This is a genomic window from Ectobacillus sp. (genome assembly GCF_056992975.1).
In genome coordinates this window covers 1-15,166 of the sequence record NZ_JBXKMX010000097.1, presented here as the reverse complement: position 1 = coordinate 15,166, position 15,166 = coordinate 1, and the positions used below count along the sequence as shown (strand labels likewise).

The window sequence follows — 15,166 nt, the reverse complement described above, 5'->3', positions numbered from 1 at the left end:
GCTGATTAACTTTGCACATGGAGAAATCTTCATGAGTGGAGCTTTTATCGGGACCGGTCTTTTACTTGTGATGACAGGATTCGGTTGGTTAGGAGCGATGCCGGCAATTTTAGCTCTTATTCTTGTGTTAGTAGTAGCTTCGGTATTAACTGGATTTTTAGGAATGGGAATTGAGAGGGTAGCTTACCGGCCATTACGAACTGCACCAAAGCTAATCACACTCATTACAGCAATAGGAGTTTCCTTTTTGCTGCAAGATATCGTTCGTTTCATTACAGAACTTCGGCAAGGAAATTACATTGTAACAGGGCCTTCTTTATTTACAGATAAGGTTTCCATTCAAGCTTCTCATCTCTTACCGATGTTTAGTGATGCACAGCTAAAGTCATCTTCTATTATTCTCGTTCTTATAGCAATTGTAATGATGATTTCTTTAGATTTTTTCGTTAACCGGACGAAATGGGGAATCGCAATGCGTGCTGTTGCGCTAGATCGTGAAACAGCTTCATTAATGTCCATTAATGTAAATAAGGTAATATCATTAACGTTTTTTATTGGATCTGCACTTGGAGGAGCAACAGGGGTATTGTTTGCAATGCAATATGGAACAATTGATCCGTATATTGGATTTATTTTAGGATTAAAAGCATTTACAGCAGCTGTAATGGGTGGGATTGGCAATATTCGGGGAGCGATGGTAGGCGGTATACTATTAGGAATTCTTGAAATGTTTGCAGCAACGAATCTTACTATATTTACAGGTGGTTTATTTGGTTCTGAGTATAAAGATGTATTTGCGTTTATAATCCTCATTTTAATTCTTATTTTTAAGCCAGAAGGAATTTTTGGCAAAGCAGTCACAGAGAAAGTGTAGGTGATACGCATGTTAAAGTTAAAACAAAACAAGCAACTACAAGGTGTGTTACTTGCCTTATATATTGTAATTACGTCAGCTAGCTTATATTTTTCACAAAAGTCCGTTATTGCCTTTTTATTACTTCTTTTTTCTCTCTTGTTACTTTATTACACTAGCTTTACAACAAGAATAAAATGGATGATTGGTCTCGTCGAATTATTTTTGGTAGTTCCATTTGCTGCAAGTGGTGGGCAAGCTTATCAATCTTATATGGAAGTAGCCACTTTAGTAGGAATCTATGTTGCAATGGCTTTAGGATTAAATATCGTAGTTGGGTTTGCAGGCCTTCTCGACCTAGGGTTTATTGCTTTCTTTGCAGTTGGCGCTTATACGTACGGTATTTTTTCTACTGCACAGGCAAGTAACTTTATGCCATTTGGTCATTATCCGTTATCTGGTGAAAGCTTCTGGATTTTTATCCTCATAGGAGGCTTTATCGCAGCCCTTTTCGGTATATTACTAGGAATTCCGGTTTTGCGTGTAAAAGGGGATTATTTAGCGATTGTAACGTTAGGGTTTGGTGAAATAATTCGTATTATATTTAATAATTTGGACAAGCCAGTTAATATTACGAACGGGGCAATGGGCTTGACATCGATTCAAGCGCCTCAGCTTTTCGGTATTAGTTTTAATAATGCTAGTCAATTTTATTACGTAGTACTTGTTATTTTATTATTCGTAATTTTTGCAGTCAGACGTCTTGAATACTCAAAGGTTGGACGTTCTTGGAAGGCAGTACGAGAAAATGAAATTGCTGCGCAGGCGATGGGGATTCATCTTGTACGAACGAAGTTGCTTGCTTTTGCAATTGGTGCATCCTTTTCAGGAATGATGGGAGTTGTGTTTGCGGCTAAGCAAATGTTCATAGATCCTACTAGTTTTACGATGATAGAGTCTACAACCATTCTCGTAATGGTACTATTAGGTGGGATGGGAAGTGTTCCAGGTGTTATTCTCGGCGCAGCAGTAGTTACGATCTTAAATTTACAAGTACTAGCAGAGCTAACGAACTACTTAAATGCACTGACGCAAACTGGAACGATAACTATTCCAGATGCACTCTCTCCTGCAAAAATGCAACGTTTCATTTTCGGCGGTATTCTCATTTTATTTGCCTTGTATCGATCTCAAGGATTGATTCCAGCAAAAAATCCAACTTTTAATAAAGCAGAGCTGGAAAAAACAACGGAACAAGAAAATGCAAAAATTGAGGAAAAAGCATTCGGAGCATAGGAGGTGCCAAGATGATTTTAACAGTTAAAAATGTAACAAAACGCTTTGGCGGTCTTACGGCAGTGAAATCAATTGATATGACTGTTGAAAAAGGCTCCATTACAGCAGTGATAGGTCCTAATGGTGCGGGTAAGACAACTTTCTTTAATATGGTTACAGGTGTATATAAGCCAGATGAAGGGGAAATTATTCTTGATTCGCAATCATTAGTCGGTTTAAAGCCTCATAGTATTTCTCGAGCTGGTATTGCTCGTACATTTCAAAATATTAGACTTTTTAATAATATTACGGTCCTTGAAAATGTCATGGTCGGTGCACACAATCATCTAAAGAGCACATTTGTAGGGGTATTATTAGACTTACCCCATGTAAAGCGGGAAGAAAAAGAGGCACAACGCGAAGCATTTCGTCTTCTTACCTATGTAGGACTTGGTGATTACTTAAATGAGGATGCACAAAATTTACCGTACGGTGCACAGCGTAGGCTAGAGATTGCTCGTGCTCTTGCGTCCAAGCCGAAGGTTCTTTTACTTGATGAGCCAGCTGCGGGTATGAATCCAAAAGAAACAAGGGAGCTAACAGATTTAATTTTTCGTATTCGAGAAGAACTAGGGATTACCATTATTTTGATTGAGCACGATATGAAGCTTATTATGAAGATTTCAGAGCATATCATTGTTCTTGATCATGGTGAAAAAATTGCAGAAGGCAAACCAGAAGAAATTCGAAATAATCCAAAGGTAATCGAAGCTTATCTTGGAAAGAGCGCAGTGGCGGCAGAGTAAAGGAGGAATAAAAGCGATGTTACAAATGAATAATGTTCATGCATATTATGGTGGAATCCATGCGTTAAAAGGGATTACCATTAGCGTTGATAAAGGGGAAATTGTGACGTTGATTGGTAGTAATGGAGCTGGGAAATCAACGACATTAAAAACGATCAGTGGACAAGTAGTCCCCAAAGATGGAACGGTTACATTTGAAGGAAACAATATAACAAGACAACTGCCACATCTTACAGCGCTGTCTGGTATTGCGCACGTACCAGAGGGACGTCGGATTTTTTCCCGACTTTCTGTTCGGGAAAATTTAGAAATGGGTGCTTTCTCTGTTAAAGATAAAAAGGTAGTAAAGGAACGGATGGCACAAGTGTTTCATTATTTTCCAAAGTTACAGGAACGTCTCGATCAACAAGGAGGTACGATGAGTGGTGGGGAACAACAAATGCTTGCCATTGGAAGAGCATTGATGAGTAAGCCGCATTTATTAATGCTAGATGAGCCTTCCATGGGTTTGGCTCCTATTATTGTAGAGCAAATTTTCGAAATTATAAAAGATTTAAATAAAGAGGGAATGACAATTCTTCTTGTGGAACAAAATGCCTACCAAGCCCTTCAAATCGCTCATCGCGGATATGTAATTCAAACTGGTGAAATTAAAATGGTAGGAAAAGGTTCCGAATTATTGAAGGATGAAATTGTAAAGGAAGCATATTTAGCTTAGTAAACAATAAAGAAGGTGCAAAAGATTGCACCTTCTTTATTGTTGATTGTTCCGGTTAACAGTTAGTTCTTCCAATTTTCCTCAATAAATGTAGCACGTCCTGATTCTAGACGTTCTTGCTTGTACTTTTCAGGATTTTTCTTATAAAAGTGTTGATGATATTCTTCCGCTTCAAAAAACGTGCCAGCAGGAAGAATGCTTGTGACAATTGGTTTTTGAAAGCGACAGCTACGTTCCACTGCCTGCTTTGATTCTTCTGCTAATTTCTTTTGCTTATTAGAATAATAGAAAATTGCAGTTCGATACTGCGTTCCACGATCAAAAAATTGTCCGCCCTCATCCGTTGGATCAATTTGTGGCCAATAAAGTTCTAGCAGTTTTTCATAAGGAAATATAGTAGGATCGAACTGTATTTGCACAACTTCGTAATGTCCTGTCGTCCCACTTTTCACTTGCTCATAAGTAGGATGGTCAACACTTCCACCAGAATAACCAGAAACTACTCGTACAATACCTGGTAATTCATCAAATGGTTTGACCATACACCAGAAGCATCCTCCGGCAAACATAGCAAATTCAATTCGAGATTCTTCCATTATCTATTCATCCTTTCATTATGTAGGTACTATTGTATTTATAGTAAGTTTTGCTGAGAAACATAGTCGGTACTCAGTAAATTTATGCCGCTTCACCGCGTGAATAGCAATTATTATAACTGAAGTATGTTTTCATGTAAAACAATGTACAAGTAGAATCCTATAATAGATATAGAAAAATATTACATTTGAAATAAGAAAACTAAAATACATAAATCTTTATATAAGCTAAACACAAAAATCTATTGACAAGGATTATAATGGAATTAATGGCATTTTCATTAAAATTTCATATTGAAGAAAAGAGGGATGGGATTGAGTTGGATTACAACATTAAAAAACGAAATGGATATTACGGGGAATTTAGAAAAAGACGTGGAGTCCTTTTACAAACATTTTAATGCCCTACCCTTGTTTTTGCATTCTGTCGATGTCGCGCAGGAATGTAGAAACTTAGCGAATCTTTTCTATGCTAATGAAAAAAACGCATATATTGCAGGGTGTTTACATGATATTAGCTCTGTTATTCCTAAGGAAAGTATTATGGAAGCTGTTCTTGATTTGAACATTGCTGTACTACCCGAAGAAACCCAATTCCCCTATCTACTATATCAGAAATTATCCGCGGCACTTGCTCAGGAACTGTTTCAAATAGATAATAAGGAAATAGTAAGTGCTTTAGAGTGTCACACTACATTAAAGAAAAAATGCAATAAACTAGATCTCATTTTATTCGTAGCAGATAAAATAAAATGGGGTAAAATTGGAAATCCACCATATATTGCAGCAATCCATATGGAATTACAAAAATCATTAGAGCATGCAGCATATTGTTACATTACCTATGTATGGGAAAGAAGAGATCAATACCAGGTCATTCATCCTTGGTTAATAGAAGCATATTATGATTTAAAGGAAAAATTAGTAATCTCTTTCACTAGTGAAAATGATACGAAATGAAAGTGTTTTGCATACGAGTCGCGTTACATTTGTAACTACATGTATATAAGGGTATGTGAACTTAACAATATAAGTATTGTGAATACAAAAGAATTTGGTATATGATAAATATAGTACATGATTGAGTTGTATTTTCTTGCTATAACTTATAATAATAAGGTGTTCAAGATTATTTTCGTTTATCTTGTCTAATCTTTTTTAGAATGTATGTGGTTTTATTTTCTAGTAATATAAAGTATATTCGGGTGATTGCAATGGAAAAAGAAGAGATGTTACTCATCAAAATAGGGAATACGATTAAATCAGAAAGAATGAAAAATGGGCTTTCACAAGCTGATCTTGCCCAACAATCCAATCTTCATAAGAATTTTATTGGAATGGTAGAGCGAGGACAACGCGGACCTACAATTTCTTCTTTACAAAAAATTTGCTTAGCATTGGGTATTAGTTTAACCGAATTTTTTCAGTCTTTAAATTTATAATTGCATAAGAAAATGGCCAAAGGTGTTGAATCATGGGGTATACTTACAACTTTCATTAGTAAAAAGACATTTGTACAAAGCGTATAAATGTCTTTTTGTATTTCTTATGTAGTTTACGCTCAATTGCTACGTATAGTACAATACTACTGTAACTCAAAATGTCTGGAGGAAATTAACATTGATCCAAGTTAGCAATGTAAGTTTACGATACGGAGACCGAAAACTATTTGAAGATGTAAATATAAAGTTTACACCTGGAAATTGTTATGGTCTGATTGGCGCAAATGGAGCTGGAAAATCTACGTTTATTAAAGTATTATCTGGTGAAATTGAGCCTAATACTGGCGATGTATTTATTACCCCTGGAGAGCGTCTTGCTGTTTTAAAGCAAAATCACTTTGAATTTGATGACTATGCAGTAATTGACACAGTTATAATGGGACATTCTCGTTTATATGAGGTTATGCAAGAAAAAAATGCAATTTATATGAAGGAAAACTTTACGGATGAAGATGGTATGCGCGCGGCAGAATTGGAAGCAGAATTTGCAGAAATGAATGGGTGGGAATCTGAAGCAGACGCTGCCATATTACTTAAAGGTGTTGGGATAGATGAAGATCTACATCAAAAGAAGATGGCTGAGCTAACAGGTGCTGAAAAGGTGAAAGTATTATTAGCACAAGCATTGTTTGGTAAGCCGGACATACTACTTTTAGATGAACCTACCAACTATTTGGACATAAAAGCAGTACGTTGGCTTGAAAATTTCCTTCTGAATTTTGAAAACACTGTAATTGTTGTATCACATGATCGGTATTTTCTAAATAAAGTTTGCACACATATGGCTGATTTAGATTATGGACGTTTGCAAATATATGTGGGAAATTATGACTTTTGGTATGAATCCAGTCAATTAGCATTAAAAATGTCTCAGGATACCAATAAGAAAAAAGAAGAGAAAATAAAGGAACTTCAAGGCTTCATTGCTAGATTTAGTTCCAATGCATCGAAAGCAAAACAAGCGACATCGCGTAAAAAATTATTAGACAAAATAACGCTAGATGATATTCGACCATCCTCTCGTCGTTATCCGTTTGTTGGCTTTACTCAAAATCGTGAAGTTGGTAATGACTTGCTTCAGGTTGAAGGACTGTCCAAGACAATCGATGGCGAATTGGTTCTTAACAATGTTAGTTTTACTGTAAATAAGGGAGACAAAATTGCCTTTGTAGGACGTAATGAACTTGCAAATACAACTCTATTTAAGATATTATCAGGTGAGTTAGAGCCAGATAGTGGTACTTATAAATGGGGTGTAACTACGACACAAGCCTATTTTCCAAAGGACAACGCTTCTTTCTTTGAAAATAATGAATTGACGCTAGTAGAATGGTTACGCCAATTCTCCCCTGAAGATGAATCAGAAAGCTTCTTACGTGGATTTTTAGGTAGAATGCTCTTTTCTGGTGAAGAAGTAATGAAAAAAGCAAAGGTTCTTTCTGGAGGAGAGAAGGTCCGCTGCATGCTTTCCAAAATGATGCTAAGTGGTGCGAATGTATTATCCCTAGATGAGCCCACGAACCACTTGGATTTGGAATCAATTACAGCATTAAATAATGGGTTAATTGCTTTCAAAGGAACGATTTTATTTACGTCTCATGACCATCAATTTGTTCAAACTATAGCAAATCGTATTATTGAGATTGGGTCCAATGGTATGATGGATAAACAAACTACGTATGATGAATATCTTGAAGATGCGGATATTCAAAAAAGAGTAGAACAATTGTATAACTAAATAGGATATTCAATATGACTTCAAAGTACTATTCATAATTGGTATAATAACTAACATATTTGTAATTACCGAAAGCAGACCTATTAACGGTCTGCTTTCTTTATTAATATAGAGAAAAAAATTATGAATTCGATTCATAACATGAACACGGAAGGGGAATAGTATACATTGTAAATGTTGATAGTATCTAGAGGTATCAGACATATAATTAGACCATATCTTCTATAATTCATGCAAGAAAATAATTCGGAATTAATCGAAAAATATTATATTACGTTTTTTGTAATAAAAGGATATAATATACAATAAGTGAATTGATTGTATATATGATTTCCTTTTTATAGTAAAAATGTGATAATTAATATGTAAAATCGACAAAAATGTATTATTTTTAAAATACTACTTTACAAATCTCGAGAATTTAGTAAAATATGTAGTAATAGAAATTTTCAGAAAATTTTACTAGTAGAATTATTGTGAGATATAAGAAAATTTCTATTTGACAAAGGATACATATAATCAAGGAGGGTACACGAATGAATAAGAAAAAGATCACAGCTGTGGTTGCACCTGTGCTTGTTGCCAGTTTGGCATTAAGTGCTTGTGGTACAAAAGATAACAACACAGCAAACAGTGGCACAGGAAAGCTAGCTGCAAAGCAAGTATTGAATTTGACGGATAGTGCAGAAATTCCTTCTATGGATTCTACGCTGGCAAAGGATCAAGTTTCCTTTATCGTTTTGAATAACGTGATGGAAGGTCTTTACCGTTTGGATAAGGATCAAAAACCAACTCCAGGGGTAGCAGAATCGTATACAAAGAGTGATGACGGTAAAACGTACACATTCAAACTTCGCAAAGATGCGAAATGGTCTAACGGCGATCCTGTCACTGCAAAAGACTTTGTTTATTCTTGGAAACGTGCGGTTGATCCTGCGACAAAGGCAGAATATTCTTATATCATGTTTGATATAAAGAATGCACAAGCAATTAATCAAGGGAAAGCATCACTTGACACATTAGGTGTAAAGGCGATTGACGACAATACATTAGAAGTACAATTGGAAAATGCAGTTCCATATTTCCTTGAATTAACTTCGTTTGGAACATTCTATCCTCTTAACGAAAAATTCGTGAAGGCGCAAGGAGATAAATTTGGTTTAGAAGCAAGTACTACATTATATAATGGACCATTTGTACTATCTGATTGGAAACATGAACAATCTTGGTCATATAAGAAAAATGATCAATACTGGGATAACAAAACAGTAAAATTAACAGATATTAACGTAAACGTTGTAAAAGATGTTGCAACTGGTGTTAACTTGTATGAATCAAACCAAGTAGATCGCGTTAGACTATCTTCAGAATTCGTAGATAAGTACAAAGGACAAAAAGACCAATTTGTTACAGAACAACTTGCATCAACTTATTTCCTACGTTTGAATGAAAAACGTAATGGAAAAGATACACAATTAGCAAACAAAAACTTGCGTAAAGCAATCTCAATGGCATTTGATAAAAAAGGACTAGCTAACGTAATCTTAAATGATGGTTCTGTGGCTGCAGATTACCTAGTTCCTAAAGATTTAGTTAAAGATTCTAGCGGTAAGGACTTCCGTGATAATAAAGGAAATCTATTATCAACGGATACAGCAAAAGCAAAAGAATACTTTGATGCTGCTAAGAAGGATCTTGGCACAGACAAAATAACATTAGAATTCTTAAACTATGATACAGAAACTGCTAAGAAAACTGGTGAATACATTAAAGATCAATTGGAAAAGAATTTACCAGGTTTAACAGTTAACATCAAACAACAACCATTCAAACAAAAATTAGAACTTGAATCAAAACAAGATTATGAATTTTCATTAGCTGGCTGGGGTGCAGATTACCCAGATCCAATGACTTTCCTAGATATGTTCGAAAGCAAGAATGCTATGAATGAAATGAGTTATTCTAATCCTGCATACGATAAAATTATCAATGATGCTAAAACTACATTGCTTGCAAATCCAAAAGATCGTCTAGATCAATTGGCTAATGCTGAAAAACTATTGTTAGACGATGCAGCTATTGCACCAATTTATCAACGTGGTGATTCCTATGCGCAACGTCCGTATGTAAAAGGTATTGTAAAACATAACTTTGGCGGCGACTACTCTTACAAATGGGCTTATGTAGAAGAACACTAAAATTTATATGTTTGTAAAAAACAGGGAGTGCTTACTCCCTGTTTTTTTGTGCACATTTTTCTTTTCGATACATAGTAATAGTAGGAGTTTAAAATAAGGGTGATTCATGTGGAAAATCTGTATTTAGATTTATTGGCACAACTTGGTGTAAGTAGTGCACATCCAGGAGGCTTTTCTCTAACCACCCACTTACTAAGCCATCTCCCTCTCTCTTCGCAATGCACTGTATTAGATGCAGGTTGTGGCACGGGAAGAACGGCTATATACATTGCGAAAAAATATGGGTGCCAAATGGTTGCAATTGATTTAAACCCTACTATGGTTGTGAAAGCGAAACAAAGTATTTTGCGAGAACGTGTAACAATCTCTCTTCTACAAGGCACCGTGGAAGCACTTCCATTTAAAAGTGGAACATTCGATGTTGTATTGTCAGAGTCAGTAATTGCATTTACAAATGTACAACAAACAATTGCAGAACTTAGGCGTGTCATACGACCAGGTGGATATTTAGCTTGTATTGAGATGTGTGCGGAACGGCCGTTCGATGACGAAGAACAAAGTGAACTTCGTGGCATATATGGTACAAAGGAATTTTTAACAGAGCAGCAGTGGTATGATTATTTGCAGCAATCCGGTTTTTCTGATATAAGAATGGTTGAGGGGAGTACGATTGCTAATATGGCGCACAGGGCAAAGGAAGTGCCAATTTGGGACGTTTCTCCAACGATTCCCCCTTCTTATTTGGAGTTATTGGAAAAACATGAAAAAATCTTAACAAAATATCAACACGTACTTGGTCATCGTTCATTTCTATGTAGAAAATAAAGGAATTCTCCCTCAGTAAAGTGCATGTCCTCACTGAAGGGAGTAGTTTACATAATTCTTGCGATGATTAAAAAAAGAATAAGGCTGCGAGTGTAATGCCGAAAATAAATCCAAAGGCAAGTTCCAAACCAAATTCGCCATAGGAATCATAGCCATATCCACTATATCCGGTCTTGTCATAGCCATAATAATCTTCATCACTGTATCTTGGACCGTAGCCAAAACCACCATTGTATGGTCGCTTGCTAATGGGCTCAATCCAAACAGACTCCTCTGTAATTTTCGTGATTTTTCCTACATGGAGGCCTCCTTCTATATCATGAATGCGCACAATTTTGCCATTGTATTGATGGCAAAGATGATAACAATCTTGCTTGTTCATCTTTTTTCCTCCTCTCATTTAAGCTACTATATAGTATATGGACTTGCTATAATAATGTTTGTGTATCTAACTATGTATGTGTCCACTTTTTTAATAGGAACCATCATCTGCATAGAAAGGAGGATTTAAATGCATCCAAGAAGTAAGGGATTTATAGCAATTATACTTATTTGTTTTCTTAGCATGTTAGTAGGCGGGTGTGCATCTGGACAAGCACATATTACGGTTCATGAAAATGGAAGCGCTGATGCGGATTTAACATTTGGACTAGAGCAACAAGTCAAAGCATATATTGGAACTTACAATCCATTTACAATGCTAGAAGATGAATTACACAATAATGGGTTTGTAATCAAGCCATTTGAAAGCCAAAGTGAGTTTGGTTTTCAGGCGTCGAAGCATTTGGAGAGTATTGGACTTGAACCAAAACAATCTGGTGTTGCTCATGCTGCAACTAAAGCAACACTTGAAAATAATGAATTTATTTCGTTTCATACAGAGCAAGTGGATAAGTATTTTTATTCGGTGTATTACGTTACGGGAAAACTGAACATTTCAAGCTATTATAATAATTTATTACAAGCAATAAACAAGCAATTTAAGGTTGCTCAGTCTGCTCCATCATTTGTAGCGAGTCAAATTAGACAAAACCTTGATTTGCGTGTGAAAGTATCTCTCCCTGTCAAAGCGATTACTTCAAATGCGAATAATGTATCGTTTGATGGGAAGGATTTGGAGTGGCAAATTGATCCTACTAGTGAAAATACAGTGACAATGGCGATTACTGTACCTAATGTCCAGCATATTATAACGGTAGCTGGTATCGTTCTCGTTTTCCTAATCGCCCTTATCCTATTTATCAAACGAAGAGCAGGAACGAAAAATCAAATTTCGTAATGCAAGAGATAATTGTTTAAAGTGCGCTCTTTCGGTCACTTATGCTATGCTTATTTGTGCATACACAATTGAAATGAGGGGAAACAAATGCTGAAACAAACGGCTATACCGCTTCGAACACTCGGAAAAACAGAATTGGAGATTTCCGCACTTGGTCTTGGATGTTGGCAATTTAGTAAAGGGAGCGGTATGGTAGGTCGGTTTTGGCCAGCTTTATCGCAGGACGACATTCGTAGCATTGTCAAGACTAGTTTACAAGGTGGAATCAATTGGTTTGATACCGCTGAAGTATATGGAAAAGGGCAGTCAGAGGAAGCATTAGCAGAAGCTTTGGTAATGCTTGGTGAAGAAGCAAAGGATGCTCTCGTTGCAACGAAGTGGTGGCCACTATTTCGATCTGCTAGTAGTATTACTTCTACAATCGATAATCGGATACATGCTTTAAAAGGCCGCACAATAGACTTGTATCAAATTCACCAACCCTATGCACTTTCAAATGTTCGCTCGCAGTTAATTGCAATGGCTTCGCTCATAAAGGAAGGAAAAATCCGTTATGCAGGCGTAAGTAATTTTAATGAATCAAAAATGAGGGAAGCTCATAAGGTTTTGCAGGAGTTCGGATACCCACTTGCCTCGAATCAGGTGAAGTATAGCCTACTTGATCGTCGCATTGAGAAAAACGGTATTATGGATGCTGCTAAAGAGCTAGGCATTACGATTATTGCGTATTCTCCACTTGAACAAGGAATATTATCGGGCAAGTTTCATAAAAATCCAGAACTTGTGAAAAAAATTACAGGACCTCGGAAATATTTATCCTATTTCAAACCTAGCGGTCTTGCAAAAACAAAGCCACTTATTGATCTTCTAGATAATTTAGCTTTAGAATATAACGTAACAACCAGTCAAATTGCATTAAATTGGTTAATTCATTTTCACGGAGACACAGTAGTGGCGATTCCAGGAGCATCAAAGATTCGACATGCAGAGGAAAATATCGGGACGCTTGGATTCAAATTATCGGAACAGCATCTTATTGAGATAGATAGGATGTCAAAGCAGGTAACTGCCAATTAAAATCGGAATACGATTTAACGAAAGGCACCTACTAGGTGTTCTTTTTTTATGCATATGATAAAATTCATTTAAATCCGATAAAAATAATGGGTGAAAACTATTGACTTTCTTTTACAAAATTATTAGAATAAAGACACTCTACAAAATATAATAAATTTTCCTATTTCTTATCAAGAGAGGTGGAGGGACTGGCCCTATGATACCTCGGCAGCGGATTCTCTTTGAATACTGTGCTAATTCCAGCAAGCAAAAGTGCTTGGAAGATAAGAAGAGTTTATAAATGTTTTCATATTTTTGTTAACATTTCAACCTCTTTCTATTTTCTAGAAAGAGGTTTTTTATTTGTAGTAGGGGATTACTTCACGTAAAGAAGCGTTGGATTATTACATGTACATAGTTAAAAAACATGGATTCCGTCAACCTACCATACCCTACTGCATGTGAACTATGGAAAATAAAAACGAGTTAGAAGTATCATCAGACTCACTCAAAAGGAAAAGGGGATTAACTATGAAAAAACTATTATTCGTTCTAGCTAGCATTCTACTAATCGTAACCGGATGCAGTAACAAAACATCTACAACTCAAGAAAAAACAATCAAGGTTGGTATTAGTGGATCTGACACACGTGTTTGGGATTTTGTTAAAGAAAAAGCAAAAAAGGAAGGTATTAATATTGAAATCGTCAAATTTTCGGACTACATTCAACCAAATCTTGCACTTAGCAATGGTGAAGTAGATGTGAATGCTTTTCAAACGGTGGCCTATTTCAATACCTTTAAGAAAGATCGTAATTTGGATCTAACAGCGATTGGAACGACAGTACTTGCGCCTTTAGGCTTGTATTCTAAAAAAATAAAGAGTGTGCAGGATTTGAAGAATGGGGATCAAATTGCAGTGCCGAATGACACAACGAATTTAGGACGTGGACTTATTCTTTTAGAAAAGGCAGGAATTATAAAGTTAAAGCAAGGTTTTGATGGTAAAGGTGGATTAGAAAATATTGTAGAAAACCCTAAAAATTTAAAAATAACTCCTGTGGCTGCTGGGCAAACCCCTCGTGCTATGGATGATGTTGCAGCTTCCATCATAAACAATGGTATTGCAGTTGATGCTGGATTTAACCCAACTAAAGATCCGATTTTTAGGGAAGACGAAACAGCTAAACCATATGTAAACATCATTGCGGCGCAAACGAAGCGTAAAGATGATCCAGCATTGAAAAAGTTAGTAGCGATTTATCAAACAGAAGAGGTTGCGAATTTTATTAAAGAAACATATAAAGGGGCTCAAATTCCAACATTTATTCCTATAAAGGATATTGAAAACTTGTAAAAAGGGGATGCTAATATGTCTGTAATACAAGCGGAAGAACAGCGTAATAGAATTATTGAAAATATCAATAGAGCAGAAGCAATATATATTGATACAAGTCATATTATTCATGACAATCCTGAAATTGGAAATCAAGAACATTTTGCTTCTCAAACCTTACGTGCTCTATTAGAGCAGGCTGGGTTTGAAATTACAAAAGATATTGCAGGACATGAAACAGGTTTTATAGCAAGGAAGCGATCTGGTAAACCAGGTCCTACCATTGGATATCTAGCTGAGTACGATGCACTTCCTGGTCTTGGTCATGCGTGTGGACATAATATTATAGGAACAACTAGTGTGGCAGCTGCAATTGCTGTAGCTGAGGTTATTGATGAGACTGGGGGAGAAATCATTGTTTTTGGCACACCTGCAGAAGAGGGGGGACCAAATGGAAGTGCAAAGGGAAGTTATGTAAGTGCTGGATTGTTTAAAGATGTGTCTGCCTGTTTAATGATTCATCCTCATAATAAAACGTCAACAACGAGTGAATCGCTTGCAGTTGATCCATTTGATTTTCACTTTTACGGTGTCCCGGCGCATGCAGCTGCATGCCCAGAAAAAGGGATAAATGCATTAGATGCAGTTCTATCTTTATTTAATGGTATAAACGCGCTTCGTCAACAATTATCAGCTGATGTTCGTATTCACGGTATTATTACGAATGGCGGTGATGCACCCAATATTATTCCAGCTTACGCATCGGCACGTTTTTTCATTCGTGCAAACACGCGTGTAGCATGCGAGAGAGTAACTGAAAAAGTGTTTAATATTGCAAAAGGAGCAGCACTTGCTACTGGAGCAACTTTAAAAATCGAGCAAACCCAGAACAAAATTGATAATCTATTATTAAATTCTACATTTGATGAAATTGTTGCTAATGAATTAGAGCAGCTAGGCGAGGTTGTTTTTCGTGATGGAAGAA

15 protein-coding genes and 1 riboswitch are annotated in these 15,166 nt (G+C 36.2%); of the genes, 13 read left to right on the top strand and 2 right to left on the bottom strand.

From position 1 onward, the window contains the following. The 4 genes from AC11ZT_RS04765 to AC11ZT_RS04750 form a co-directional block, all read left to right on the top strand. Positions 1–874, top strand: an 874-nt coding sequence (locus AC11ZT_RS04765; protein ID WP_484058510.1) for a branched-chain amino acid ABC transporter permease, incomplete at its 5' end; no start/stop codon positions are given. 9 nt (positions 875–883) lie between these two features. Then, the gene (locus tag AC11ZT_RS04760) at positions 884–2,149 is read left to right on the top strand and encodes a branched-chain amino acid ABC transporter permease (RefSeq protein ID WP_484058509.1); all 1,266 of its coding nucleotides are present in this window, start codon (positions 884–886) and stop codon (positions 2,147–2,149) included. Between the two features lie 11 nt (positions 2,150–2,160). Beyond that, on the top strand, positions 2,161–2,934 hold the full coding sequence (locus AC11ZT_RS04755) for an ABC transporter ATP-binding protein (RefSeq protein ID WP_484058508.1): 774 nt from the start codon (positions 2,161–2,163) through the stop codon (positions 2,932–2,934). 16 nt (positions 2,935–2,950) lie between these two features. Then, a complete protein-coding gene (locus tag AC11ZT_RS04750; protein WP_484058507.1) occupies positions 2,951–3,652 on the top strand; it encodes an ABC transporter ATP-binding protein in 702 nt (233 codons plus the stop codon). A gap of 62 nt (positions 3,653–3,714) precedes the next feature. Here the strand turns inward: AC11ZT_RS04750 and msrA are convergent, their stop codons facing one another. Beyond that, positions 3,715–4,248, bottom strand: a complete 534-nt coding sequence (gene msrA, locus AC11ZT_RS04745; RefSeq protein ID WP_484058506.1) for a peptide-methionine (S)-S-oxide reductase MsrA — start codon at positions 4,246–4,248, stop codon at positions 3,715–3,717. A 315-nt stretch (positions 4,249–4,563) separates the two neighbouring features. Here msrA and yqeK point away from each other — a divergent pair, with 315 nt between their 5' ends. The 5 genes from yqeK (at position 4,564) to AC11ZT_RS04720 (ending at position 10,511) form a co-directional block, all read left to right on the top strand. Next, positions 4,564–5,208, top strand: a complete 645-nt coding sequence (yqeK, locus tag AC11ZT_RS04740; protein WP_484058505.1) for a bis(5'-nucleosyl)-tetraphosphatase (symmetrical) YqeK — start codon at positions 4,564–4,566, stop codon at positions 5,206–5,208. 254 nt (positions 5,209–5,462) lie between these two features. Then, on the top strand, positions 5,463–5,690 hold the full coding sequence (locus AC11ZT_RS04735; RefSeq protein WP_484058504.1) for a helix-turn-helix domain-containing protein: 228 nt from the start codon (positions 5,463–5,465) through the stop codon (positions 5,688–5,690). Between the two features lie 178 nt (positions 5,691–5,868). Beyond that, complete coding sequence (locus AC11ZT_RS04730) at positions 5,869–7,488, top strand: ABC-F family ATP-binding cassette domain-containing protein (protein ID WP_484058503.1); 1,620 nt, start codon at positions 5,869–5,871, stop codon at positions 7,486–7,488. A gap of 536 nt (positions 7,489–8,024) precedes the next feature. After that, positions 8,025–9,686, top strand: a complete 1,662-nt coding sequence (locus AC11ZT_RS04725) for a peptide ABC transporter substrate-binding protein (RefSeq protein WP_484058502.1) — start codon at positions 8,025–8,027, stop codon at positions 9,684–9,686. 108 nt (positions 9,687–9,794) lie between these two features. Next, the gene (locus AC11ZT_RS04720) at positions 9,795–10,511 is read left to right on the top strand and encodes a class I SAM-dependent methyltransferase (RefSeq protein WP_484058501.1); all 717 of its coding nucleotides are present in this window, start codon (positions 9,795–9,797) and stop codon (positions 10,509–10,511) included. Between the two features lie 67 nt (positions 10,512–10,578). Here the strand turns inward: AC11ZT_RS04720 and AC11ZT_RS04715 are convergent, their stop codons facing one another. Next, positions 10,579–10,893, bottom strand: a complete 315-nt coding sequence (locus AC11ZT_RS04715; protein ID WP_484058500.1) for a hypothetical protein — start codon at positions 10,891–10,893, stop codon at positions 10,579–10,581. A 129-nt stretch (positions 10,894–11,022) separates the two neighbouring features. On the opposite strand from AC11ZT_RS04715, the gene AC11ZT_RS04710 reads away from it, so the two are divergent. From AC11ZT_RS04710 to AC11ZT_RS04695, 4 genes are all read left to right on the top strand, one after another. After that, positions 11,023–11,790, top strand: coding sequence for a hypothetical protein (locus tag AC11ZT_RS04710; protein WP_484058499.1), 768 nt, complete (start codon positions 11,023–11,025; stop codon positions 11,788–11,790). 87 nt (positions 11,791–11,877) lie between these two features. After that, on the top strand, positions 11,878–12,867 hold the full coding sequence (locus AC11ZT_RS04705) for an aldo/keto reductase (RefSeq protein WP_484058498.1): 990 nt from the start codon (positions 11,878–11,880) through the stop codon (positions 12,865–12,867). A gap of 164 nt (positions 12,868–13,031) precedes the next feature. Next, positions 13,032–13,137, top strand: a riboswitch (SAM riboswitch). 240 nt (positions 13,138–13,377) lie between these two features. Next, positions 13,378–14,202, top strand: coding sequence for a MetQ/NlpA family ABC transporter substrate-binding protein (locus tag AC11ZT_RS04700; RefSeq protein WP_484058497.1), 825 nt, complete (start codon positions 13,378–13,380; stop codon positions 14,200–14,202). A gap of 15 nt (positions 14,203–14,217) precedes the next feature. After that, on the top strand, positions 14,218–15,166 hold a 949-nt coding region (locus AC11ZT_RS04695), incomplete at its 3' end, for a M20 family metallopeptidase (protein ID WP_484058496.1).

Coding starts and splice junctions, on each gene's coding strand:
- AC11ZT_RS04700 (WP_484058497.1), top strand. CDS start 13,378: ATGAAAAAACTATTATTCGTTCTAGCTAGCATTCTACTAATCGTAACC.
- AC11ZT_RS04735 (WP_484058504.1), top strand. CDS start 5,463: ATGGAAAAAGAAGAGATGTTACTCATCAAAATAGGGAATACGATTAAA.
- AC11ZT_RS04705 (WP_484058498.1), top strand. CDS start 11,878: ATGCTGAAACAAACGGCTATACCGCTTCGAACACTCGGAAAAACAGAA.
- msrA (WP_484058506.1), bottom strand. CDS start 4,248: ATGGAAGAATCTCGAATTGAATTTGCTATGTTTGCCGGAGGATGCTTC.
- AC11ZT_RS04715 (WP_484058500.1), bottom strand. CDS start 10,893: ATGAACAAGCAAGATTGTTATCATCTTTGCCATCAATACAATGGCAAA.
- AC11ZT_RS04750 (WP_484058507.1), top strand. CDS start 2,951: ATGTTACAAATGAATAATGTTCATGCATATTATGGTGGAATCCATGCG.
- AC11ZT_RS04725 (WP_484058502.1), top strand. CDS start 8,025: ATGAATAAGAAAAAGATCACAGCTGTGGTTGCACCTGTGCTTGTTGCC.
- AC11ZT_RS04760 (WP_484058509.1), top strand. CDS start 884: ATGTTAAAGTTAAAACAAAACAAGCAACTACAAGGTGTGTTACTTGCC.
- AC11ZT_RS04710 (WP_484058499.1), top strand. CDS start 11,023: ATGCATCCAAGAAGTAAGGGATTTATAGCAATTATACTTATTTGTTTT.
- AC11ZT_RS04755 (WP_484058508.1), top strand. CDS start 2,161: ATGATTTTAACAGTTAAAAATGTAACAAAACGCTTTGGCGGTCTTACG.